The organism is Phormidesmis sp. 146-12 (assembly GCF_052939495.1).
On record NZ_JBJPHS010000041.1, the window covers coordinates 1 to 23662 of the forward strand.

General features: G+C 46.4%; 24 protein-coding genes and 1 pseudogene. 14 read left to right on the plus strand and 11 right to left on the minus strand.

Features of this window, described 5'->3' with window-relative positions:
* The first annotated feature begins 122 nt into the window (after positions 1–122).
* The gene (locus ACKFKF_RS17695) at positions 123–791 is read left to right on the plus strand and encodes a two-component system sensor histidine kinase NtrB (RefSeq protein ID WP_446868886.1); all 669 of its coding nucleotides are present in this window, start codon (positions 123–125) and stop codon (positions 789–791) included.
* A 13-nt stretch (positions 792–804) separates the two neighbouring features.
* Here the strand turns inward: ACKFKF_RS17695 and ACKFKF_RS17700 are convergent, their stop codons facing one another.
* Complete coding sequence (locus ACKFKF_RS17700) at positions 805–1353, minus strand: chlorite dismutase family protein (RefSeq protein ID WP_446868887.1); 549 nt, start codon at positions 1351–1353, stop codon at positions 805–807.
* Positions 1354–1573: 220 nt separating this feature from the next.
* Between ACKFKF_RS17700 and ACKFKF_RS17705 the strand changes: the two genes are divergently transcribed.
* Positions 1574–2248 (plus strand): response regulator transcription factor, encoded by a 675-nt coding sequence (locus ACKFKF_RS17705; protein ID WP_446868888.1) that lies wholly within the window; start codon positions 1574–1576, stop codon positions 2246–2248.
* Between the two features lie 15 nt (positions 2249–2263).
* On the opposite strand, the gene ACKFKF_RS17710 is transcribed toward ACKFKF_RS17705, so the two are convergent.
* Both ACKFKF_RS17710 and ACKFKF_RS17715 read right to left on the minus strand, forming a co-directional pair.
* Positions 2264–3385 carry a sensor histidine kinase gene (locus ACKFKF_RS17710; protein WP_446868889.1) on the minus strand — a complete coding sequence of 374 codons (1122 nt, stop codon included), beginning with the start codon at positions 3383–3385 and terminating at the stop codon, positions 2264–2266.
* 238 nt (positions 3386–3623) lie between these two features.
* Positions 3624–3977, minus strand: coding sequence for a hypothetical protein (locus ACKFKF_RS17715; RefSeq protein WP_446868890.1), 354 nt, complete (start codon positions 3975–3977; stop codon positions 3624–3626).
* 475 nt (positions 3978–4452) lie between these two features.
* On the opposite strand from ACKFKF_RS17715, the gene ACKFKF_RS17720 reads away from it, so the two are divergent.
* Positions 4453–5070, plus strand: a complete 618-nt coding sequence (locus tag ACKFKF_RS17720; RefSeq protein ID WP_446868891.1) for a Crp/Fnr family transcriptional regulator — start codon at positions 4453–4455, stop codon at positions 5068–5070.
* 119 nt (positions 5071–5189) lie between these two features.
* Here the strand turns inward: ACKFKF_RS17720 and ACKFKF_RS17725 are convergent, their stop codons facing one another.
* From ACKFKF_RS17725 to ACKFKF_RS17740, 4 genes are all read right to left on the minus strand, one after another.
* The gene (locus tag ACKFKF_RS17725; RefSeq protein WP_446868892.1) at positions 5190–5684 is read right to left on the minus strand and encodes a hypothetical protein; all 495 of its coding nucleotides are present in this window, start codon (positions 5682–5684) and stop codon (positions 5190–5192) included.
* Between the two features lie 267 nt (positions 5685–5951).
* Positions 5952–6449: a DoxX family protein gene (locus ACKFKF_RS17730; RefSeq protein WP_446868893.1), complete on the minus strand. Its 498-nt coding sequence runs from the start codon at positions 6447–6449 to the stop codon at positions 5952–5954.
* 51 nt (positions 6450–6500) lie between these two features.
* Positions 6501–7922, minus strand: a complete 1422-nt coding sequence (locus ACKFKF_RS17735; protein ID WP_446868894.1) for an NAD(P)/FAD-dependent oxidoreductase — start codon at positions 7920–7922, stop codon at positions 6501–6503.
* Positions 7923–8086: 164 nt separating this feature from the next.
* On the minus strand, positions 8087–8497 hold the full coding sequence (locus ACKFKF_RS17740) for a response regulator transcription factor (protein WP_446868896.1): 411 nt from the start codon (positions 8495–8497) through the stop codon (positions 8087–8089).
* A gap of 205 nt (positions 8498–8702) precedes the next feature.
* On the opposite strand from ACKFKF_RS17740, the gene ACKFKF_RS17745 reads away from it, so the two are divergent.
* Both ACKFKF_RS17745 and ACKFKF_RS17750 read left to right on the plus strand, forming a co-directional pair.
* Positions 8703–9311, plus strand: a complete 609-nt coding sequence (locus tag ACKFKF_RS17745; RefSeq protein WP_446868897.1) for a Crp/Fnr family transcriptional regulator — start codon at positions 8703–8705, stop codon at positions 9309–9311.
* Positions 9312–9467: 156 nt separating this feature from the next.
* The gene (locus ACKFKF_RS17750) at positions 9468–10310 is read left to right on the plus strand and encodes a sensor histidine kinase (RefSeq protein ID WP_446868898.1); all 843 of its coding nucleotides are present in this window, start codon (positions 9468–9470) and stop codon (positions 10308–10310) included.
* Between the two features lie 14 nt (positions 10311–10324).
* Here ACKFKF_RS17750 and ACKFKF_RS17755 read toward each other — a convergent pair whose 3' ends face one another.
* On the minus strand, positions 10325–10999 hold the full coding sequence (locus tag ACKFKF_RS17755) for a response regulator transcription factor (RefSeq protein ID WP_446868899.1): 675 nt from the start codon (positions 10997–10999) through the stop codon (positions 10325–10327).
* A gap of 178 nt (positions 11000–11177) precedes the next feature.
* On the minus strand, positions 11178–13448 hold the full coding sequence (locus tag ACKFKF_RS17760; protein ID WP_446868900.1) for a glycosyltransferase: 2271 nt from the start codon (positions 13446–13448) through the stop codon (positions 11178–11180).
* 262 nt (positions 13449–13710) lie between these two features.
* Here ACKFKF_RS17760 and ACKFKF_RS17765 point away from each other — a divergent pair, with 262 nt between their 5' ends.
* From ACKFKF_RS17765 to ACKFKF_RS17780, 4 genes are read left to right on the plus strand one after another with little or no spacing between them, the layout of a single operon-like run.
* Positions 13711–14439 (plus strand): DUF4079 domain-containing protein, encoded by a 729-nt coding sequence (locus tag ACKFKF_RS17765; RefSeq protein ID WP_446868901.1) that lies wholly within the window; start codon positions 13711–13713, stop codon positions 14437–14439.
* Between the two features lie 43 nt (positions 14440–14482).
* Positions 14483–15550 (plus strand): DMT family transporter, encoded by a 1068-nt coding sequence (locus ACKFKF_RS17770; RefSeq protein WP_446868903.1) that lies wholly within the window; start codon positions 14483–14485, stop codon positions 15548–15550.
* A gap of 54 nt (positions 15551–15604) precedes the next feature.
* Complete coding sequence (locus tag ACKFKF_RS17775) at positions 15605–16981, plus strand: dihydrolipoyl dehydrogenase family protein (protein WP_446868904.1); 1377 nt, start codon at positions 15605–15607, stop codon at positions 16979–16981.
* Positions 16982–16989: 8 nt separating this feature from the next.
* Complete coding sequence (locus ACKFKF_RS17780) at positions 16990–17421, plus strand: redoxin domain-containing protein (protein WP_446868906.1); 432 nt, start codon at positions 16990–16992, stop codon at positions 17419–17421.
* 25 nt (positions 17422–17446) lie between these two features.
* Here ACKFKF_RS17780 and ACKFKF_RS17785 read toward each other — a convergent pair.
* A pseudogene (locus tag ACKFKF_RS17785) lies at positions 17447–18559 on the minus strand (IS630 family transposase).
* 35 nt (positions 18560–18594) lie between these two features.
* Here ACKFKF_RS17785 and ACKFKF_RS17790 point away from each other — a divergent pair.
* Entirely contained in the window at positions 18595–19074 is a 480-nt protein-coding gene (locus tag ACKFKF_RS17790; protein ID WP_446868907.1) for a cold shock domain-containing protein, read from the plus strand.
* Here ACKFKF_RS17790 and ACKFKF_RS17795 read toward each other — a convergent pair.
* On the minus strand, positions 19071–20285 hold the full coding sequence (locus ACKFKF_RS17795; protein ID WP_446868908.1) for an ATP-binding protein: 1215 nt from the start codon (positions 20283–20285) through the stop codon (positions 19071–19073). The two genes, ACKFKF_RS17790 and ACKFKF_RS17795, sit on opposite strands and share 4 nt — an antisense overlap.
* A gap of 292 nt (positions 20286–20577) precedes the next feature.
* Here ACKFKF_RS17795 and ACKFKF_RS17800 point away from each other — a divergent pair, with 292 nt between their 5' ends.
* The 4 genes from ACKFKF_RS17800 to msrA are packed head-to-tail and all read left to right on the plus strand — an operon-like array spanning position 20578 to position 23651.
* Entirely contained in the window at positions 20578–21282 is a 705-nt protein-coding gene (locus tag ACKFKF_RS17800) for a histidine kinase dimerization/phospho-acceptor domain-containing protein (RefSeq protein ID WP_446868910.1), read from the plus strand.
* Positions 21279–21716 (plus strand): sensor histidine kinase, encoded by a 438-nt coding sequence (locus ACKFKF_RS17805; RefSeq protein ID WP_446868911.1) that lies wholly within the window; start codon positions 21279–21281, stop codon positions 21714–21716. Before ACKFKF_RS17800 ends, ACKFKF_RS17805 begins: the two co-directional genes overlap by 4 nt.
* A 54-nt stretch (positions 21717–21770) precedes the next feature.
* Entirely contained in the window at positions 21771–22826 is a 1056-nt protein-coding gene (locus tag ACKFKF_RS17810; RefSeq protein WP_446868912.1) for an ATP-binding protein, read from the plus strand.
* Positions 22827–22880: 54 nt separating this feature from the next.
* Entirely contained in the window at positions 22881–23651 is a 771-nt protein-coding gene (gene msrA, locus ACKFKF_RS17815; RefSeq protein ID WP_446868913.1) for a peptide-methionine (S)-S-oxide reductase MsrA, read from the plus strand.
* Positions 23652–23662: the final 11 nt, after the last annotated feature.

The following is a 23662-nucleotide window of genomic DNA, read 5'->3' on the forward strand; positions in this document are numbered from 1 at the left end:
TGGAATGACCTCAAACCCAGCAGCAGTCTCGCTTGTAAATTCTCGGAAAGGTCTATTGCAATCAGCAGCTATCTCAAGAAGTTGCTAATTGTTCGGTTGATCTACAACAGTCTCAAGAGAAGTTGATTGAACGCGAGCGTTTAGCTGCCATTGGTGAGTTTACCGCAATGATTGTCCATGAGGTGCGGAATCCTCTGACCACGATTGTGATGGGCTTGACCCATGCCCAAAAAGTCATGCAATCTGACAGCGATCAGCAGTGTCTTGCCCTTGCCTTGAGCGAGTCCCATCGTCTCAATCACCTCTTAAATGAAATTTTGTCCTATGCAAAACCTCAAATCTTGAACCGTTCAGCACTGAATCTTGATGAATTCCTCAACGCTCTCTTGATCCAGATTCAAGATCTCCCCGAAGCTGCTGAGCGCCAGACCAGCTATGTCAATGAGATTCCAAATATAGAAGTAATGGCAGATGCCGATAAATTGAAACAAGTTTTTCTAAATTTATTTCGGAATGCCCTAGAAGCGATCGCGGCTGATGAAACCGTCGATTGTTTTGTTAGCCCTGGGATTCGCTCAGACTCGATTTGTATTCGAATTCAGAATGGCGGTACTCCGATTCCGGCGGAACTGCTGCCTCAACTGACCTTGCCGTTCTGCTCAACAAAGCCTTCTGGCACAGGATTGGGTCTAGCCATTTCAGAGCGAATCCTCGTCGCGCATGAGGGGGAACTGACGATCGCATCTTCTAGTGCAGGCACGATCGTCAGTGTTGATCTTCCCGTGCTTTAACCTCGCATCCTGTCTATTTTCGCTCTAGGCGAACTTCAACTTCTCGCTCTACATATTCCCACTCTTTGCTAGCCCGCATTCGCACCAGCAATTGATCAAATGCTTGAGTATGTTCCGGCGCAAATTCAAACCAGGTGAGAAAATCAAATGGTTCTCCAAGATCGCGACAGTGAAACAGCCGTCGCGCCACCCCAGGCAGATACTCTAAACCTACGGCTGTATGATGAGACTCTTCTTCAAAAATCGCTCGCCGCTCATCTTGCGCCATTTCCCACCATTGAGCAGATTTTTTGATCGGAATGAGCACAGCGGAAATTGCTTCCGAACGATTTAGCCTAGGCTGAATTGCCTGAAGCATAGTCAGTTCATCCCGCTTAGCGTAGCGCATATTACTCGTAAAACTTTGCAGCACCCACGAACTTTTAACGGGCAATGTCACAACAGCTTCATTCACTACATTTACTCGTTCAACCCGTTCTAAGCTTGCTCCCCAGACACCTCGCACATCGATTACTTGCCATGTGCCTTGCTGACCACCGATAAACGAATACTTGTTATTCATCTTGTTCAATAACTTAGCAGCTTAGAGTCTTGCCTTAACAAATTCTAGTGCAATTCTACTGCTGCCGTAAATGTCTATCTATAGAAATTAGTTCTCAGGTAACTCTCATAGATCGCTCAGATTATTTTCAGCATGAAATTTTATACTAGCAATCAAATTAGAATTACGCCCACGTTGTTCTTCGGGTATCCCAGATCAAGTCACTCATTTGAACAGACTCATGGCTCATATTCTTTTAGTTGAAGATGAAGTTGCACTAGCTCAGTTTATTGCGCTTGAACTCGATAGTGAAGGATATCAGGTGAGTGTGGCTCATGATGGGATGACTGGCTTAACGATCGCACGGCAATCTTCTCCCGATCTTGCCATTCTAGATTGGATGCTCCCTGGATTATCTGGGCTAGAACTTTGCCGCCGCCTGAGAACAACGGGAAGCAAAATTCCGATCATTCTCCTCACCGCAAAAGATGAAGTGGAAGATCGCGTTTTAGGACTCGATGCGGGAGCGGATGACTATGTAACGAAACCCTTTAGCGTTGAAGAGCTTCTGGCACGAGTGCGGGCACATCTACGTCGAACTCAGGAAGCCAATGAACAAGTCTTGCAGTTTGCAGACTTACGACTTGATCTGCTGACTCACCAAGTTTTTCGCGGCGATCGCCTGATCAACTTAACGGTCAGAGAGTTCGATTTACTCGTCTATTTGATGCGGTCTCCTCAGCAGGTTTTTACAAAGGAGCAAATTCTTGAGAATGTTTGGGGATATGACTTTGTGGGCGATTCTAACGTGATTGAAGTATACGTTCGATACTTGCGATTAAAGCTTGAACAACACAGTGGAACGCGAGTGATTCATACTATTCGTGGAATCGGATATGTGGTTCGAGAGCCATAATCAGGAAAAAGATACTTATACTCGATTTCCCAATGCTGGCAGCGTTAATGTAAATTCTGTGCCTATGCCAGGAGTAGAATTGATAGAGATCGTTCCTCCCAGCTTTTCGACTAAAGTTTTGACGATCGTAAGTCCTAATCCCGTTCCTCCAGTCTCACGAGTTCGGGACGGATCAACGCGATGAAACGGTTCAAAAATTAATTCTTGTTGCGACTGAGGAATCCCTTCCCCGCGATCTCTAACTTGAAGAATTGCAGCGTCATCCACCTGAGTCAAGCGAATCAGAATCGGTGCATCGGGTTCAGAATGTCGAATCGCATTTTGAACCAGATGATTGAGAATTTGCATCAGATAATCTCGATGCGTTTGGACTCGAATCGGAAAAGGTGCGATTTCGGTTTGAAGATTGCCATGATCAAACTTCTCAGTCAGATTCGCAATGTCTCGCACAAACTCATTTAGAATTACGGGTTCCTGAGCGATCGAGATATCAAGACTTTCTGCACGAGCCAGATCGATCAGGTCTTGCAGAATCAGCGTCATTCTTTCAGCTTCTGTCGTTGCCATGGCTAGACTTTCTTGCTGAACTTGGGATAAATTTGGAATACGTTGTGGCACACGTTGAAGATAGCCGTAGACCAAACTCAACGGCGATCGAAGTTCGTGTGCAACATTACTGACAAATTGGCGCTGTTGGTGTCTGACGGCTGCCCGTTGTCTCAACATCTCATTCCAAGCCTGCGCTAAAACTCGAACTTCAGTGGGGGCATAACGCGCATTAAATGAATCCGACTGAGCCTCAGTTGACGTGGTTTTGACCCAGTGCTTAAACTGATGTAAAGGACGCAGCAAGAGCCAAATCATGCCCAAAACTGCGACGACCATCGCGCTGATCACAATGAAGCTGAGTGACACTAATTGCTCTGCAATCCTGCGAAATTGGTCAGCACTCAGATCCTCTGAGTACATCATCAGCACCGTTTGGATGCTCCAATGGCTGAACATCCTGTAGCTGGTGAGAGCGATCGCACAAATGGCAATAACGCTGACAACGAGCCGAAATAGCAATGAGGTAGGATCAAAGAGTTTCCGCCTCGCTCTACTCCATCGACTTAAAACCTGACTCAGCGAATTCATCGAATTTACTCATAATGGAGACGATTAACTTTACGTTAGTCTAACATTTCAAAATGAACGAGTGATATGAATGGATGATTCTCCAAACAATTCAGAATCTTGGTCTTCTCAATATCGTCTAAGCTACACTTGCAGCCGATTACGCTCTGTTCTGGCACATCATCAGAGATTTACTGAGTCTAGACTGAGAATTTTCTCAACTTAGACTCAATCATCTCCCAGGCAGAGCTATAAAATCTTACTTAACTTCATTTGCCGAAAACTTGGGCACTCTTCCGGCTTTAATGGCAACGACGACATCATAAGTCGAGCAATAGGCAACGGTGACATTGTTGGCTTTGTTGTAGAGATTCACAACCATTCCTGCGCCCCCCGGCTGAATTCCAATTGGTTCTAAATCTCCAAAAAAGTAGCGACGCAGTTCATCGCCGCCGCCGAACTGCCCTTTGTGCTGAGTGATTTTGGTAATCTTTTGTTGAGCGGTCAAACCCGTTGCATCTTTCATGGCTTGAGCAGAAGCTTGAACAAGCTGAGGGTCGATCGCTTTGAGCGGACTATCCCAAACTGCAAGCGTTCCAGCCAGGATAACCATGGTTGAAGCTGTCGTTAGTAAAGAAGTAAGTTTCATCGTGGGAAGTTCCTATCGATTGATGGATGAATTGAAATGCTAGATGAGAAGATCAACTCAAGAGAAGTTAAGAGCAAGCCGTCTTCCTCATCTTTACAAGAGCATCTCAGAGCAACCTGAGATTTTTCTGAAACGGAACTAGGAGTTGTCTGAATTTATTCAGATGAATTTATCAGGAAAGATTCAGTTGGTTCTCAGGAACTCATGCAGCGGCGAAACTTGAATCAAGATTTCTCAGAGAACTCTTAGACAGCTCTTAGGGAAGTTACGTTCCTTTTGAAAGTTTTATGCAGGGTTCAATTGCTACTCAGCTATAGCTCAGAAACTTTATTGATAGTAGTTAGATTCCATCCTGAATTTGCTACTAGAGGCATTAATAGCAAGCCTTTCTAGACAGGGGATGGAACTCCTACGGCAGGGTATTCCTTTCTTGAACACTATGAATTTTTTGGATCTTAAACAGCTCCCTCCTAATTTGCGATCGGTGATCACGTATCAAGATTTATCACAGGGAGCGCATCTCTTTCACCAGAATGATGCAGTGCATTCTATCTTTGCTGTTTTGTCAGGTAGAATTCGGCTCTTCCTTGACACGGATGAAGGTCAATCCATTGAGCAATACCAAGTTCACGCTGGAGAATTTTTCGTGGAAGTTGCTCTATTCAAGGATGCTTATGGATGCAACGCGCTCGCAGAAGAACCAACACGAGTGATGGTATTCCCTAAATCAGAATTTTGGCGATCGCTACAGCAGGACTACGCTTTATTCACGGCATTCATGAGACATCTCACTCATCGATTACATCTAACCAAGGTAATGTTAGAGATTCGCGGAATGCGATCCACACGAGAGCGAATTTTGCACTATCTTCGTTTTATGGCAGATCCGACAACAAGAACCGTGCGGCTAGAACAGTCACTTAAACGAACTGCTCAAAGCTTGGGTATTAGTCCTGAAGGGTTTTCTCGTACTTTAAAACAACTGCAAGCAGAGGGAATGATCATTCGCGCCAAGCGAATCATTACACTCCATGAACCTTACGATCAAATTAGGTAGATAATAAATTGGCGTAGAGCCTATGGTTCAGACTCTACGCCAAGTTGAAGCTCTTTGATAGCTACCCTCTATGCTTGAATTGCTGACAAAACATTACCTAAAAACTGCGTTAACCTCGACTAGAAACTAGGAACTTGGATTCGGGCTGTCCCAATTGGGATGTCTCCCGCAAGCCCAACTCGTTTAGCCGTTACGCCATAGAGTAAAATCTCCCCTGCTTCTTGTTCAGTACGAATCCCGTCAATTTCTACTGATAGTGTCGTGCCAGGTTGAACAGGTTGATCAAAGGCGATCGTAACTCGCTCTTTACTCGCTGCAATCTTGGCTGGAATCGCTTTGCCCAAACTATCTGTAACCCGAACCTGATTGAACTTCGTCATTTGGGGCGGAATAGAAAGCCGTAAATCTTCCAACGCCATGCCAACCACCATGACTCGAATGACGTGATGGTTGTTCAATAAAGCAGAACTGCTAATAAAGGGAGCCGTAAAACTAAACTCCATTCTGTTGAATGCGGCGGAATCTACGAGTGGCTGCGTTGCTTGGGCTACGGGAGCAAGGGTTGCGGCTGCAAGAATAAGGGCAGAGAAGCTGCTGTAAATGAAGCGTTGCATGGATCGTCTCCAATAGATTAGGTGAATCAAATCAGCTAGGGCAAATGCCCCAAATGGCTTTCTGATGAAGGTTGAACAGCTCTTCTCAAAGCTCTTTAAGTTTGAGATAGTCACACGACGTAGAGATAGTTCAGATTGCGAGATAGAAGTCTATATCGTTAAGAGCCGTGTAGAAATCAGGTTGAAACTAGTTCTTATCTTGCATGAGGTTGCTGAGAATCTTCTGAGTAAGACCTGATAACTTCTACACAATTCGCTGAGAAAAGTCTAAAGTTCGGTTGATTTTTCTCGACGAGTCACCAGGTAATGATCGTAGGCCGCACAAATCCAAGCCCCTATCAACATAAAAACGTTCTTATCCCAATTCCCCTGATTATTTGGGATCAATCCATCCGGGCCGATTAGACCGAATGCTATGATAAAGCTAAACAGCATGAGCATCATGACAATTCCTGCCCATCGCACAAAGCGATTGATCACAAATAAGATGCCTACAATCATCTCGGTGGTCGGTAATAGATAGGCATAGGGAACGGCAAGAATCGCAGGGAGCGGACCAATCCCTTCAAATCCCCAGCCCCATAGCTTGAGCTTGAGTTGCGTTACCGTTTCAAAGAAGCCGCCTGGAGCATTGAAATAGAGGTAGTTAGCAATCCCAGACAGAATGAAGAAGATTCCCAACAAAACGCGCATTGTGGTGAGCGAAAGTCTGAATAGGCTGCGTTCTTTCCGTAAGCCACGTTCATTGTGAGTATCTAAAATCATGAGAGGTCTCCAAATTAAAGTGATGTGAAGGTTGTACAGAGATGTTGATCTCTATTTTTGCTGAAGTCGATTCAGCAATGCGGGAAGCTGGGTTGGCTGCAATGCTTGTTCAAACTGAGTCGGTTGAGCAGCCCGCCAGAGTAAAAGTCCACTACTTGCAACGACGATCGCAGCCGCAATATCTCCAACTCGCCTCAGCGATCGCATTGGTTTTTGAGTCTTAGACGCAAACTGCCCGTGATGCTGGAACAGTTCATCAGTGATCCAGCCTACTGTTGTTTTGAAGTTGTGAACATACACAGGCAGCAGTTCGAGATAGGTTCCATGCCGAACCAAATGACCAGCCCGTCCCGTAATCGGAACTCGATCGTAGAGGTTGGCAACGCTCTCGCCTAGTCCCAATTTCATTAAGGTGCCTCGCAGTGCGATCGTCGCAGGTTTAGGCGGCTGCCCCTGTGCGATCGCATGTAAGTTGTGTGCGATCGCTGCCCCTTGTTGATAAGCAACTTGAGCCGTCGCAGGTAGGGGGTTTTCTAACACAGCACAATCTCCCCCAACAAACACTTCGGGAAAGTCTGGAAGTTGGAGCGTGGGAGTTACACAAAGACGACCTGTGCGATCGCGCTTCTCTGGCGCAATCTCTAGTTGCTGAACCAGCGGGTGCAACCCATTTCCTGCCGTCCAAATGACAGTTGCAGTGCGAAGGGTTTTGACTTCTCGATTCTGCTCATACTCTAAAGTATCTGGAGAAACCGACTTAACAGTAACGCCTTGGATAATTTCTACAGTTACCGTTCGTGATAGAAGCGCGTTTTGAACGATTTCCCGTAGATGCCCATTGATGTCACCTTTGAGAATTTCGCGACTCCGATTCAGCACAATGATCCGAATCTCTTGCGGATTTCCATGCAATCGATCGTACCATTTGGGAAGTAAATCTGCGAGCGTTGCTGCCATTTCTAGTCCTGACGGCCCCGCTCCCACGATGGCGATCGTTAACCAGGCTTGTCGCTGATCATCACTCGCTTGAGTGGCGCGCTGAAGACAATTCCGCAACTGTCGCCTTAATGCGATCGCATCTTCTCCAGTCCGAAACGAGAAGGTATGAGCCTCAGCCCCTTTAATCCCAAAGTAGGTCGGAACACTTCCTAACCCCAAGACAAGATTACTATATCGATAGTAGAGTCCTGATACTAGTTTGATTTGTCGTTGCTCTAAATCAATAGTATGAATATCATCTTGCACAAACGTTACGCTATCACACTCAAATAAATCGGCATAGCGAGGCTGAACTTGAATATCCGTCATTTCGCCGCTTAGCAGTTCGTATAGCAAGGGTTTAAAGACAAACCGCTCGGCTCGATCGATGAGTACAATGTGCTGTGGATAGCGGCGCTGGCAAAGGTGCAACGTCGCAAATAGCCCTGTAAAGCCAGCACCCAAAATTACGGTTGGCAGAGTTGTTTCTCTCATGACGGTATCCTGCTGCATGGTGAAGCGCTCTCGTAAGGGAGGTCTGATGCCTTTTAATGATTGTGATTTAGAAGCAATAAGCAGAAATGATAAGTTGCTAAGAAGTTTCACGCATAAAGCTGATAGCCTGATAAGAAATGCCTCAGCTATTTCTCAGCAAATTCTCAGTTTGGCGAAATTTTCAGCATGGACTGTCTACAAGTTTGTTGGATAGCATTGAATAGATCGTTCATCGAAAATGGTTTTGCAAGCCAAGAGATGATATCTTGTTCGTGTGGAAAGACACGATCTCGAAGAGATATCTGCTGAGGCAGATCGCGCTTAGGGTCTACTGTCATGCCGATCATTGGCACTTGATTGCCCTCGACTCGAAGTTGGTAATGTAAGCTCATTCCAGCTTCTTTGGGTAAATCCCAACTCACTACAATCACATCTGGATTCCAGACTTGAGCGGCGATTAATCCAGTTCTAATGTCGTGTTTGACACTGACTTGATAGCCTTCAGCATTGAGTTCTAGGGCAATAAAGTGAGCGAGATTGATTTGATCTTCAACTAGGAGAATGCGCGTTTCCATAAAACACTGTGGTAGAAAACTCTATTTCATCATCATGTCCGACGAAGCTTCAGATGATCTGAAAACAAGCTTAGAACTAGCTGAAAACCAGTGGGATCATGCCGAACACGCCGTTTTTTGACTGCTTTGAGCTTGGCTTCAGATCTTAGGGTATGTTGAGACTGAAAATGAAAGCTTGTCTATTACCCAGAATCGTTATTTTTGTATGCGTGACTCTATCGACTTCTCGAATTTTGATCAATTACCGATTCAGCTACAATCCGTCTTGACTTACCAGGTTTTGCAGCCTGGAGAACACTTGTTTCATGCTGGTGAAGTCGCTGCGACCCTATATGCCATCAAAACTGGGCGAGTTCAGTTGTTGCAGTATACTGAAAGCGGTCAGGTCGTAAATCATTATCCAGTCATAGTTGGCGAAGTTTTAGCAGAAGTTATTCTGTTTCTAGACCGCTATACTTGCAGTGCGATCGCAGCAGAACGCACCGAGGTTCTCGTTTTTCCAAAGCAAGCATTTTTGGCAGCACTTCAGTATAATCCAGACTTTGCGACCTCTTTTATGGCGCAGATTGCCCACCGACTCCACACCACAAAAGTCATGTTGGAATTGCGGGGAATTCACTCAGCCCGCGATCGAGTGCTGCACTACTTGCGTTTTGTTATTCCTTCCGATCAGAAAAGCATCGTGCTGGAGCAGCCCTTGAAAGCGATCGCCTACGACCTTGGCATTAGTCCTGAATCGCTATCACGAGCGTTGACCCAGCTAGAAAATGAAGGCACGATCGAACGCGACAAGCGCAATTTGCGGCTAATTTAGTAGCCTGCACTACTGTATCATTTACATTTTGATGCAGCATTCATTATTAAGACAATCTAAAAGTTTGCCAACCTTGATTTGAATCAAGGACGCTTTCCTTGCAGACATCCTAAGCTGCTGTTATTGCTTTGCTCGCTCTCATTCTTGGAGACAACTATGAATTTTCAGAACACCCAGCTTGGTGGACGAAGATCGCGTGTTCTAAAATCTTCTCAATTGGGCGATCGAGACCCCCTGCGTCAGCAGCAGCAACAACTCGATCGCGGTTTGCAACAAGAAATCACAGCTTGCAATCGAGAACAGGAAGCGATTCAGGCAGAATTGGCAAATCGAGAACAACTGGCTGAAATCGGCGAATTTACGAGTTCAATTGTCCATGAGATTCGGAATCCTCTAACGACGATCGACATGGGATTGAACCATGCCAAAAAGAAGTTATCTTCTGCAACGGATCAACAACGACTTGCCCTGGCTCTCAATGAATCTCAGCGCTTGAAACATCTGCTGAATGAAATCTTGCTCTATGCAAAACCACAAGTATTAAAGCTATCAAAACTAAATATCAGTGCTTTCTTGACTGAGTTGCTCATCGACCTTGGGGAAATGCCGGAAGCGGCTGAACGTTCTGTAGAACTCACCCATCTACCGCCAGACATCTATGTTTTAGCGGATGTTAACAAGTTGAAGCAGGTTTTCATTAATCTAGTTCGGAATGCTTTTGAAGCCATTCATCCTGGAGAGAAAGTCAGTTGTGAAATTGTTGGCAGTTCTCATTCAGAGCAAGTTTGCCTCAATATCCACAACAACGGCGATCCGATTCCGCCAGAAATCTTATTGCAATTGACTACGCCATTCTGCTCAACGAAGCCTTCTGGAACTGGATTGGGTTTAGCGATCGTCAAACGAATTGTCACAGCGCATGGTGGAGAATTGACGATCAACTCCTCTACGGCAGGAATAACGGTAAGCGTTCAGTTGCCGACTATCCCGCAACCCTAAACTACTCTCGTAAACTATTCTCGCAGGGCATAGCCAACTCCTCGCACTGTATGTATGAGACGAGGCTCGTGATTTTCTTCTAGCTTCAGGCGCAAGTATCGAACATAGACTTCAATAATGTTGGAATCGCCCATGAAGTCGTAGCCCCAAACGCTTTCAAGAATCTGATCTCGTGTAAAAACTTGCCGAGGGTGACTCAGCAGGTACTCTAATAGATCAAATTCTTTTGCGGTCAACTCGATCGCTCTCACTCCGCGATACACTTCGCGCGTTTTACGATTCAGCTTCAATGTTTCAAACTGCAAGGTAGCTTCGTCAGTCTCTTGTGTCCGTCGCAAATGGGCACGCACTCTTGCCAGAAGTTCCTCAATGCTGAAGGGCTTGACGATGTAATCATCGGCTCCTGCATCTAAACCCGTCACTCGATCGCCAACTTCATCTCTTGCGGTCAACAACATGACAGGCACTTTACTCCCAGTGGCTCTCAAACGGCGACACAGTTCGACTCCGGTGAGATTTGGCAGCATCCAATCGAAAATTGCTAAATCAAGCGTAGCTTCACGAGCAAGAGTCAGACCAGACATTCCATCATGTGCAACACTCACTTGATACCCTTCGCTGGTTAGCTCTAGTTCAATAAATCGAGCGAGTTTTACTTCATCTTCAACAAGCAGAATGTGGGCACTCATGGTCGCTTTCCTAACGTAAATAACGTCAAAATGAACTGGCTGAACAGGTTTGACTGCTTGAAGTATAGTAGATTACGCCTGAAGTTCGGCTGAATTCAATCTGTAGGCTTCATAAATTTATGGTGTGAAGCTTCTCAGACAAAACTCAGCATTCTCTCAGGTTGCTGGGAAGGTGGATTCAACTTTGAGCGACCGCGATCGCATGAATTCGAGTCTGACGGTCAAAGATTACTCTCGGCTTCAATAAGATTCGGAAGAGTAGCCACAGCGATCGCACTTCTCCAGGCGCACATCGGCTTTTCCACTGTCCCGGACGGCAGAATAAGACTTCAACTAGACGACGTTGTTGGTTTAAATCTAATGCCTCAAACGTGACTCGTAAGGTGGGAAATTCGGGTTGTGGATTGCTGATCGCGACCTGTGCTTGAAGGTGGAAATTCTCTTCCATGATCTCGATCGTAATCGGTTGTAAATCGAGTAAATCTGGAATCCCTTTTTGAGTCAAAACGATCTCTGCTCCTACTTCTGAAATTACAGTTGTCATGCCCCAGAATTGTCGATCGCCAACTTGCAGCCGAACAGTTCGACGCAGTTGAAACCATTCATGGCGCGATGGACGAGGTGCATCAATCAAAATCAGCAGCGAAATGCTCAACATCAACAAGTTATAAAGGCTCCAAAACAAGCCCAAACTCAATCCCTTAAACTGTTCTACAATTTCAGATGAAACGTCAGGATGCGCCATTCCGCTCATCGTGTAAACGCCCAGATTCATCCACAAACTTAAAGCACTCGCGCAAAATAGCACCACTAACGGTAACGCTAATTGCCAATTGAAGGTAAAGCGATCGCTCGTTTCTCCTTTTGGTGTGACGTTGAATCCTTTAGAGAATGGATTGAGTAAGGTCTGAATCACGGTCAATGCTAAGGGAAAACATAAGACAAGCGAGTAAATATCGGCAAGCAGTGCAGAGCGCGATCGATGATTGAGCCAAGCCGTGGTTGTAAGCTGAACAAAGTAATAAGGGATGAAATAATACAGGGCTTCAGCCGTTGTGGCTCGAATAGGAATCACTCCTAGAAACGCATACGCTAGTGGAATCAATAGAAAGCCCAGCCGCGAAATGCTAGTAAACCAGTGCAGCAATCCTTCTAGATGGGCAAGGCGTTGAATCGGACGTAAGCCTCGAATGGTTAACGGATTTGCCTGAATAAAGAACGCTTGTAGCGTTCCTTGTGCCCATCGAATTCGCTGAAGTGCTTGTGCTGCAATATTCTCTGCTGCTAATCCGGCGCTGAGTTTCTCATCAAGATAGACCAATTGATAGCCACTAGCTGCAAGTCGAATTCCAGTAAAGTAATCTTCGCTGAGCGATTCAGTGAAGAAATCGCCAATTTCCGCTAATGCCGATCGACGCACGACAAACGAAGTGCCTGAGCAAATGACTCCACCTGCGGCATCGCGAAACGGTTGAATCTGACGATAAAAGACTTCCTCTTCGGGGGTGAGAATGTCTTCTAAGCCTAGGTTGTAAGCGATCGGATCAGGATTGTAAAACGTCTGCGGCGTTTGAACGAGGGCAACTTGCGGCTGTTGAAAAAAGCCGACCGTGCGACTGAGAAAGTTTTGAGTTGGAATGAAGTCTGCATCAAACACGACAATTAATTCGCCAGTTGTCTGCGCGATTGCATGATTCAAATTTCCGGCTTTGGCATGACGATGATCAGGGCGCGTTAAATACTCACAGCCTAACTCTTCTGCGAGTTCTTGAACTTGCGATCGCTGTGTGTCATCGAGTAGGTAAATCCGTTTGTGGGGATAGTCTAATGCCTGACAGCCAATGATCGTTCGCTTCAAAATAAAAGTCGGCTCGTTATAGGTGGGAATTAAAATATCAACAGTCGGTGTAAAAGTGTGGTTGAGAACATTGATTGAAGCGTGATCGGCTTCGGCTCTGCGATCGCGCACTCGCAACAAGAGCGTGAGTTGAATAATACTCCCCGCTAACATCAGCAATTCTAGAACAAACAATCCGATGCTAAAGACTCCATTTAAGGGTGTACTTAAATTCAACGTAGTGAGCGATCGCCAAAGCAAATATCGAATTGTCAGTACCAACAAAATGCCTACAACAAAGACTCGTGACCAGGGCTGAGGGCGCGGCGAGACTTTTGTAATCAGCAGCACCCCAAGCAACAATAAGACTGTCCAAAACAATAGATAATGCCCAACCATCATGGGCACTTCAATCCACATAGGAGGACTCTCTTGGAGCATATTAAGCTGTCGAAAAATGGTGCTAATCGTTCCTTGCCCCGCAAACCACGCTGCCGATATTGCGCCTGAACCAATGACGACACCGAGCATAACCCATGTGGCAACTTGAGGATATGCCGCCCGTTTCCAGCGCGAAACTGAGAAAAGCTGTTTGAACTGCTGTGATGTCATAAGGCTAAGGTAAGTTTCTGAACCGAATTCCCCTTCATTGAAACAGTGCAAGATTAATTTACACTGAGAAAACGATCGAGAAATTACAACTGCATCTTTATCTGAGAAAACGCTGAGTTTTAGCTGAGATTTTTTACTGCATAAACTCAGAAAACTACCAGGATTCGTTTAGATTCTCCTCAGCGATCGCGCTCATACTGGAGTCATCTTGTGCAACATATCTGGTCATCAGGCTATTCTCACCTTACAAAGAGAGCTTTTTATGGACTTTAAGGATGCTATTTTGCTGCTTCATCCCGTGATTGTCATTACGATCGTATTTCCATTGATGGGACTCATCGCCAATCGTGGGCTAAAAGTTCGACAGCGACGCTTACAACTCGTATCTGGTGATAAAAGTAAAGTGCCCCCTGTTGTTGGGCAAGAGCATGTTCAGACTGGGCACTGGCTGACAGTCGCTGTAGTCGGAGCCACGCTGATTGCATTGGCAAATGATATTTTTGGCAAGGTGATTGGTGAGCAACTTTGGAACACAAATTCGTTTCAGGTTGGATTCATTGTGCTGTTGTTTGGTGCGACGATCGCATCGGTCGCATTGCTCTATCAAGCCCAACAAGTCAAGTGGAGAGCCACTTTTGCAATTTTAGCTGGAATGGGATTAGTGATTTTGGGCTGCCAAGATGGTGTGTATCGCAAAACAGATCAATGGTACACTTCGCACTATTACTATGGGATTGCGGCATCGCTGTTAATGATATTTTCGCTGTCAATCCTGAAAAGTATTTACCAAGATCGGACACAACGCTGGCGAACCGTTCACATCGTAGTCAGTAGTGCCGTAGCGCTGCTTTTTCTAGGACAAGCCATCACCGGAACTCGTGCGCTACTCGAAGTGCCGCTGAGTTGGCAAGAATCCTACATTCAAAAGCTGTATGAACTCCAGTGTGATATCAAACCTTGTACCGTTCAATCTGCTCCACGCACGCCATAAGAAGCATTGCGAGAACCTGGTTTATTTTGCCAATCAAACCCTGATGAACTTAAAAGAATCGCAGCAATCTCGAAGCGATCCCCGCCAGGGTTCTCGCCAAACCATTCCGGGACAACTCTACCTCTGGCTGGCAGTCTTAATCTTCGGTGCTTCAAGTGCAGTTACGCGTAAGCTCACAGAAATTGGCGCTCAACACTTTATGGATGGACAAAATCCGATTTCCTTGTGCAATGTTTTGTTTGTGGGCAATCTGTGTGCGTTGCTGGTTCTGATTACACTTTACGGGCGGCAGTGGAATTTAGAAAATTTGAGGCGAATCTCTCAACGCGATTGGATTAGCTTAACCGTTGTAGCGCTTCTAGCAGGCGCGATCGCACCGGCTTTGATCTTTCAAGCTCTAGCATCAACGCCTGTGAATAATGTAGTGTTAGTTGGACGATTGGAGCCACCGTTAACACTGGCATTTTCGATCTGGTTTCTACAAGAGCGAGTCAGCCGATGGGAGACAATGGGCGCGATCGTTGCCTTAGTTGGCGTAAGTTTGACTATCTTCTTGCAGCCTACTTCTACTCTGCAAATAGGCATTGCCAGGATTGGAATCGGTGAATTATTGGCGGCAATTAGCGCGATCGCCTTAGCAATTTCAACGATCGTAGTGAAGAAACAGCTTTCTCAATTACCGTTAGGAATTTACGGGATTTTTCGGACGGCACTCGGAACCCTTGTCTTCTTTTTCGCTGCATTAGTGATCTATGGCAGTGACCATTTTAGAGGTATTTTCTCACCCTTTCTCTGGCAATGGATGCTAGTCTATGGGGCAGTCATTGTTGTACTAGGGCAATCGTTCTGGAATCGAGGCTTGAGAGCATCAATGGTCTCGACAGCATCGATTATCAGTTCATCGACTCCGATCATTGGGGTTCTCGCTGCCTACTGGATTCTGCATGAAGTACCGACTCAAGCTCAATATATTGGCGGTAGCGTGATTTTAATCGGTCTACTGCTGAGTCAAATTGGGACTTATCAAGCTCAAACGTCACTTAATCATCAATGTGTGCGACAAGTTGAGCAGATGAAAATTGAAGCCAGGATGGGATTTAAAGGAGTCTAAAAGCATTCATCGCAATTGCTCACTTTATCATCAACTTTATCAACAGAGGTCACGATGGAAACAGCAGATGTAATTGTGATTGGGAGCGGGCAGGGCGGAATTCCACTCGCTGCCGATTTTGCATCATCAGGTCAGAAGGTTGTTTTGTTTGAGCGGGATGCTTTGGGCGGAAGCTGCGTGAACTACGGTTGTACTCCTTCTAAAGCGTTTTTGGCGGCGGCTCATGCTGTCGGTCGCGCTCACCAAGCCGCAAAACTGGGTGTACACGCGCAAATAGAGGTAGATTTTCCGGCGGTGATGGAGCGCGTGCGGGGAATTCGCAGTCAGTTTAACCAGGGTTCTAAACGGCGGCTAGACAGTGCAGGAGTTAGAGTCGTTTGTGCTGAAGCTACTTTCACTGGAGAGCAAACGGTGAGCGGCGGCGGGGTGACGGTGCAAGCTCCGATCGTGGTGATCAATACAGGGACATCTTCTACCCTTCGTGACTTTCCCGGTTTAGCTGGAACCCCTTATCTCACAAACCGAAACTTCTTTGATTTACAGCAGCTTCCGCCTCGTTTGTTAGTCATAGGCGGAGGCTATATTGCACTGGAACTCGGTCAGGGAATGGCGCGTTTAGGCAGCAAAACAGAATTGATCGTGCGCGGCGATCGCTTGCTGGCTCAGGAAGAATCAGATGCTAGTAAGGTGCTTGCAGAGGCATTCGAGCGAGATGGCATCGGACTGCATTTTAATGTCAATGTTCAGCAAGTTCGTTATACAAACGACGTGTTTACCGTAACACTCAGTAATGGCGAAGTCGTTGATGGGGAAGCATTGCTCATTGCGATCGGACGCAAGCCGAACACTCAGGCATTGAATGTTACTTCAACAGGTGTGGAATTAGACTCACAGGGTTTCATTAAAATCGACGATCAGTTTCAAACGACTTGTGCTGGAGTGTATGCGATCGGGGATGCCGCGAAGCAGCCTGCCTTCACTCATGTTTCTTGGGAAGACTATCGCCGCTTGAAAGCGATTCTGTGTGGTGAACATCGGATGCGCCACGATCGAGTTTTGGGCTATGCGGTTTACACAGAGCCTCAAGTAGGTCGAGTTGGCATGACGCTAGAGCAGGCTCAGAAACAGGGGATGAATGCTCGTGAAGTAACTTTGCCGATGGCTCATATCGCGCGTGGGATTGAGTGGGGGCACGATCTGGGGTTCTATCGCATGGTCATCGATACGGATACTGATTTAATTTTAGGAGCAACGCTGGTTGGATATGAAACGGCTGAGCTAGTCCATGTCTTTTTGGCGTTGATGGAAGCTGGAGCGCCTTGGCAGATGCTTGAACAATCGGTTCACATTCATCCCACTTATGGGGAAGCACTGCCAAGTCTTGCCAGGCTACTGATTGGAGCCGATATGCCAACCTGTCCCAATATGTAAGGATAGCAATGACAACGAACTTGAATGTGGGCGCGCTCTTCGAGATACCCGCAAGGGGTCGCTTTCCAGATATTGAACTTCCCAACCAAGACAAAGAACTGATTAGACTTTCCAATCTGACGCAGCCGAGCTTAATGGATCGCTACATCGGCTTCACAGACGGTTATCCGCTGATTCTCGTGTTTTACACGAGGCTTTTTCTGTCCCCGCGACCCCTTGCGGGTATCTGCGAAGCAGCGCGACAGCAGTTGCCGCAGTTAGTTCAGTTTCAGAGCGAACTCGCAGTGAACTATGGCAAGTTAATCACGGTGAGCGTTGATCCGCCGATCGTGCAAGCCGCCTTTCGAGCCGGGTTAGGAGCGCAATGGCACTTCTTAAGCGATGAAAACCGCGAATTGATCAAGCAAATTAATATTTTGGATGAAACCGGAGGAGATTAAGCTGAACGACATTTGGTTTGCAAGATCAGGCTGAAATCAAAGCACTGCCTTTGTTTTTGATTTTGCGTTTCCATTGAATCACCAACTCACCTTGGTTCAGGAGGCGATCGAGTAACGACGTGAGTTCTTCCACCGATTGAAATAATCGATGGGCAATAAACTCTTTGCATGAGTGCCAAACCAACTCAATTAAGTTGAAATCGGGACTGTAAGGCGGCAAAAACAGCAGTTTCAAATTCGGGAACTCAGCCGCAATTTGCTCCAGAATTTCCTGCTTTTTGTGATAGCTTGCATTGTCGAGGACTCACAAAACTTTCGGTCCAACTTGTTCAAACTCGGAATCTAAATTGCCTGCTGCTACCCACTCTTGCTTGACGAAGGCATTCAGTTTCTCAAGACTGGTATAGAAACTTCCACTGTTGCCTTGTTCGATGAAATAGCATTGACGGCGACGGTCATGATAGCGCAATCCACCCATCACGTTCACTCGTCCTCATCTGCGTTTTCCCGACACTGACTTGCGCGCTCCCCGTTTTCCCCATTGTTTGCGTCGAATCGTGCGGAGGCTAAAGCCACTCTCATCCCAGAACCACACCTGCAACGGGTTGGGTGCTGCGATTGTGGCGGCTAATTCTTGCTCCAATTGCGCCCGAAATGCCTGCCGCTGATGTGCATCTTGCTGCTCCTCTAAGCTAGACTTTGCCCAGAGGTAGCCGTACTTTTTTTGCTTTAAGATCCGCTCCACTTGCCGACTACTCAAGGCAATCTTCGTCGTCTTTGCCAGATGCGCCGCAAGTCGTGCGGTACTCCATCGACCAAACTCATAGCCCAATTCTGAGGGTGCTTGTTCCACAACCTTCAGCAACTGCTCAATGTATTCAGGAGTCGCTTTTCGATAGTTCCCATGCCTTCGTTCATCTTTGAGACTCTCCAGGTCATCTGGATTGCCCTGAATACACCAGTGGGCGACGCTGCGATATGAACAACCGAGAAATGCGCTGATGTCTTCATAGGTTTTGCCGTCGTTTCTCAATAGCAGCATCAATGCGCGTTGTCGCTGATGCGGGTCGGGACTCTCCCGCACGACGGTTTGCAGATTCTCTTTCTGAGTTGAATTGAGAAATGGTGCAATAGGCATGGGTCGCTTGCAGGTAAACGTTCAACTCCTATTTTATGCATTCTAGATGTCGATTAGCTTATGCGTATCGCGCTCAACCCTATACCTTTGTGCTACGTCCTGATCTCAGCATTCACAAAATCTATAATGGTTGGTTTTTTGTCGGTCGCCCCACGATCGAAGAACTCCAACAGGATTTACGGGCGGTGATGGAGACTCGATCTGACTATCGCTATGAGGCTTACGACACGCCAGACGTGAAGCAAGTTCGTATCCCTCAACAAACCTGGTTAGACGGTGCGCCAAGTTTAGGAAACAATGGGTTACCTGTGCTACAAGGCGTTGTGCGTTGGTTTGATCTCAAAGCAGGAAGCGGCATGATTGCCAGAGACGACGGGGGTGAAGATGTTTTCTTTAACTTTACAGCGATTCCAGGGGAGGGATATCGCACGCTACAAGCAGGAATGCAGGTCAGATTTGAGTTAGTAGAAGGTCGATATGGTTTAACAGCCTACAATGTTCAGAAGCAAAGTTAGAGGATTGGCAACTGAACACTCACACAAGTTCCAGAGCCATTAGACTGGATCAGGAATGCTCCCTCGTGAGCTTTGACAATGCGGTTGACGATCGCAAGTCCCAGTCCGGTTCCTTCTGATTTCGTCGAAAAGAAGGGCTGACCCAGTTTTGATAAAACTTCAGGCGGAATGACTTCACCTTGATTCCAAACTTGAATGCAAACACGAGAAGAATCTAAAATCTCGATTTTGCACTCTACAGCATCCTCAGATGGACTTGCTTCACAAGCATTGCGAACAATATTAACCATCACCTGTTTTAGCTTATCGCGATCGCCCAAGATCTTAGTGTCGTCGGCAGTATGAGTGAAATTAATCTGCTGTCCCTGGGACTCTGACAGTTCACCTACGACGGTTTGCAGCCAGTGATTTAGCTCCAATTCCTCAAGCTGTAACGTTTGAGGTTTGGCATACATGAGCAGTTCACGCAACAACCGATCGAGGCGATGGGCTTCACTCAGGGATAAGGCTAAACGTTCCTGGGCAAGTTCATGATGCAACTGTTTCTGAGAATACTTCAATCCCATTGTCAGGGTTGTGAGCGGATTGCGAATTTCATGGACGATCATGGCTGTAAATTCTCCGATTGCAGCTAATCGTTCTTGCTCCATCAGCTTGATCTGTGCCGCTTTTAGCTCTGCGGTGCGCTGCGCTACTTCTGTCTCAAGTCGCTCGTTGAATTGAATCTGGACTTGATAGAGATGATAGTTATCGATTGCGGTTGCTGCCCGTTCTGCAAAAAGTTCTGCGGTGCGAATTTCTGAGTGACTAAACTGGCGCGGAGAACGATGAAACGAGCAAATTGTCCCAATGGTTTCACCTTGCGCGGTTCGCAGTGGCACACCAAGGTAACACAAATATCCGTCTGGCACTTCTCCCACATCGGAAATTTGCCGCACATCCTCAACGGTCAACGTTTGCCCGGTCGTCACAACGGTATTGGTGACAGATCCATGCAGCGAGAAAAGCTGATCCATGCCCTCAAAGTCAAGACTACTGGCTAACACCTGCTCAAATCCATCCTGGCAGAGTGTGACTGTTGACCAATCGATCTGCAATAAACGGCTCACGCTCAGCGTTATTTCTTTCAGGTAGCTTTTCAGGTCGCCCGTCCGATAGCTGAGCGTTGATAGAGATTCTAGGATGCGTTGCTCTTGCTGCGGGATATCCATATTTGTATCACTTGAGACGCTCTAGAAGCTAACATGTCTGACGAGTCGTGCTTGGCAATTCTATCAATCTCACTTTGACTTTCCAATCAAACTACACCAAAAGTTAATATTGCAGTCTCCGTTGAGTCAATGTGGCGTTTTTTAATTGGTTACTCAGCAATTACTCAGGTTCGGCAATTATGCTATTCAATATAGGCAAAGAAAACAGCTTCTTACCTAAAATCATCGCGCTATTTTACAGAAGCTTAGTCTAATTCAAGCCTATTCAATTACCCATTGCGAGTAAAAGTTCATGCGCTGGCTGAGTAGACTTTCAAGAGTATTAGACAAGCGGAAGAGAGCAGCGTTCGATTTTGCCACATTTCAGTTTTGGCTGAGTGCGATCGCAGTTATGGTGTTTGCGATCGCAGTAGCAGTTTATCTGTTCCTGTGCCATCAAGAAGCTCAAATGCTGACTATGATGCAGCCAGAAAGAATGACAGTGAATCAGTTGCTGCTCTTAGTCAATCGATTCACAACACTGGGTCTACTCACACTGAGCGGCATGATGTTAGTCAATGTGATAGCAATCTGGATTGTGCTGAAACCAATTCACGAGTTTACCCAGTGGATAACTGATAGCACTAGTAAATCTCCAAAGTCATACAGTCCCCGCCACGCCCCTAGCGAACTCAAACAGCTTGCCCAGCACTGGCATCAGATGACTACACAACTCACTGCTGTGAAACATCAGCAACGCCAGTTTACAAACAATTTGGCCCATGAGTTACGGTCTCCTCTGAGCTTAGTTTATGGCTATCTGCAACGAACTCTAAAGCGCAGTCAGAGTCTCACCGAAGCTCAACAAGAAAGCCTAGCAATGGCAACTGCTGAAGCAGAACGAATCACACTAATTTTGCAAGACCTGATTGAACTTGCACGAGTAGAAAGTCTGGATTTAATGTCAGTTCAAGAACCCTTAATTCTGAATGAATTTGTGCGTGATATTGCCGTATGACTGAGCGGTTTGACCATCGATCGATTCAAACGGAGATGACTTCATTTCCAGTTCGAGTGCAAACGGATCGCGATGCTTTGAATCAATCAATTTATCATTTGATTCAGAATGCGATTCGGTACTCGACTCACAACAGCGCAATTGTCATTGGCGTGGATCAGATTCGTGATCAGGCAATCATTCAGGTTCGCGATCGCGGGGAGGGCATTCCTCTCTCCCAACAAGACTTAATTTTTAAACCCTTCTACCGAATTGATCCGTCTCGAACTCGCTCGACTGGAGGAACAGGACTGGGGTTAACGATCGTCAAAACCCTGGTTGAGCGAATGGGAGGAACGCTGTTGATCGATTCTCAACCCGGCATCGGTAGCACCTTTACACTGACTCTACCGATTTTAGAAACCTGCTCAAAACGAGCGAATCTCCGCTTCTAAAACTTTACCGTCCGAAATTGAGGATGGATCAACAAACTTCTGGGCCATTTGAATATGAACATTGCGTTTTGGAGTCTCTCGCGACTCGAAGAGTATCGCTGCTATTTAGGAGTTCCTCTGCGAACCACTCACAATGGCATCATCGGCACGATTTGTTCTTTCATGCACGAACCGCGTCAGTTCACCTCCGATGAAATCCGCACCGTAGAACTCTTCACAGAACGGGCGGCAACTGCGATCGACAACTATCGTCTCTATCAGCGACAGCAGCAGTTTAATGAAGCTTTAGAACAAGAAGTCGCCGCCCGCACCGAAGAACTTCGCCTCGCTCAGGTAAGACTGATTGAACGTGAACGACTTGCTGCGATGGGTCAGTTTGCTGCCACGATTGTTCATGAGGTACAGACTCCACTCACCACGATCGAGATAGGGTTGGGGTATGCTCAATCTGTTCTGCCTTCTGCTTCTGCTCAGGAGCGATTGGCACTGTCGTTGAGCAAATCTCACCGCCTCAAACATCTGCTAAACGAAATTCTGCTTTATGCTAAACCCCAGATCATGCAGCTTTCAAGACTGAAACTGGGTGATTTTCTGAATGAATTACTGACTCAGATTCGGGAGATGCCAGAAGTGATCGGGCGACGGATCGAACTGACAAATGCTCTACCAGATATTGAAGTTCCAGGGGATTTAGATAAGTTGAAACAGGTGTTTATTAATCTGTTTCGGAATGCTTTAGAAGCGATCCCTGAGGGCGATCTCGTCAGGTGTGAAGTAACTTGTGGGGCGAATTCAAATCAAGTCTGGATTCAGATTCATAATGGCGGCGATCCGATTCCAGCCGAGATTCTTCCCAAATTGACTGAACCATTCTGTTCAACAAAGCCTTCTGGAACAGAATTAGGACTTGCGATCGTCAAACAAATTGTGATGGCTCATAGCGGACAATTGACAATCACTTCGACGACCGAAGGAACAACGTTAGTGTTCAGCTACCTATCGAAGTATAACTTCGCGATCGCGTTTAACATAGCAGCGGAAGACTACTTGAGCTTTCTCAGCAAATTATTCAGAAAATCTCAGGTCGTGTTTGGACGATTCTCAGTCTAGAACCTTACTGTAGAAGCTAACCCTAATTGCCCTAATCTAAGGCTTGTTGCTCCTATGTCCACTTACACTGTTGCCCGTACCCGTTATTTGATATCTGGAGTTGTAATTGCATCGCTCACAGTGATTGCACTTCTCTCAATACTTCGAGTCACGCTGCCAGACTCTAGCCGTTCATCAACTGCGATCTCTTCGAGCTACCCGCAAGGAGTCGCGCCTACGATTCCCGATCCAGTGACTAATCTTTCTACCGTTACGGGAAAGCAAACCGCCGTTTTTGCGGGAGGTTGTTTCTGGGGAGTGGAAGCAGTATTCGAGCATTTGAAGGGAGTTTCTCAAGTCGTCTCTGGCTACTCTGGGGGAAGTGCTGCAACTGCCTATTATGAAATCGTCAGTTCTAGATTAACAGGACATGCCGAATCAGTGCAGATTACGTATGATCCATCACAGATTTCCTACGGTCAGCTTCTAAAAATATACTTTTCAGTCGCGCACGACCCCACCCAACTGAATCAACAAAGTCCTGATCATGGCCCCCAATATCGTTCAGCCATCTTTTTTACGAGCAATGAGCAGCAGCAGGTTGCACAGGCTTACATTGATCAACTTAACCAGGTGCGTAGTTTCTCAAAACCAATTGTGACCCAGGTTGTTCCTTTGCAGAAGTTTTACGCCGCTGAGGATTATCATCAAAATTTCATCGATCGTAATCCGATGCATCCTTATGTCGTCGTCCATGACTTACCGAAGCTCAAACGACTACAAACCCTGTTCTCCAGTCTATATAGACCCGTAGGTATAGAGCAAGCACCAACCCCAAAAACTTGAAGAGGAATCAT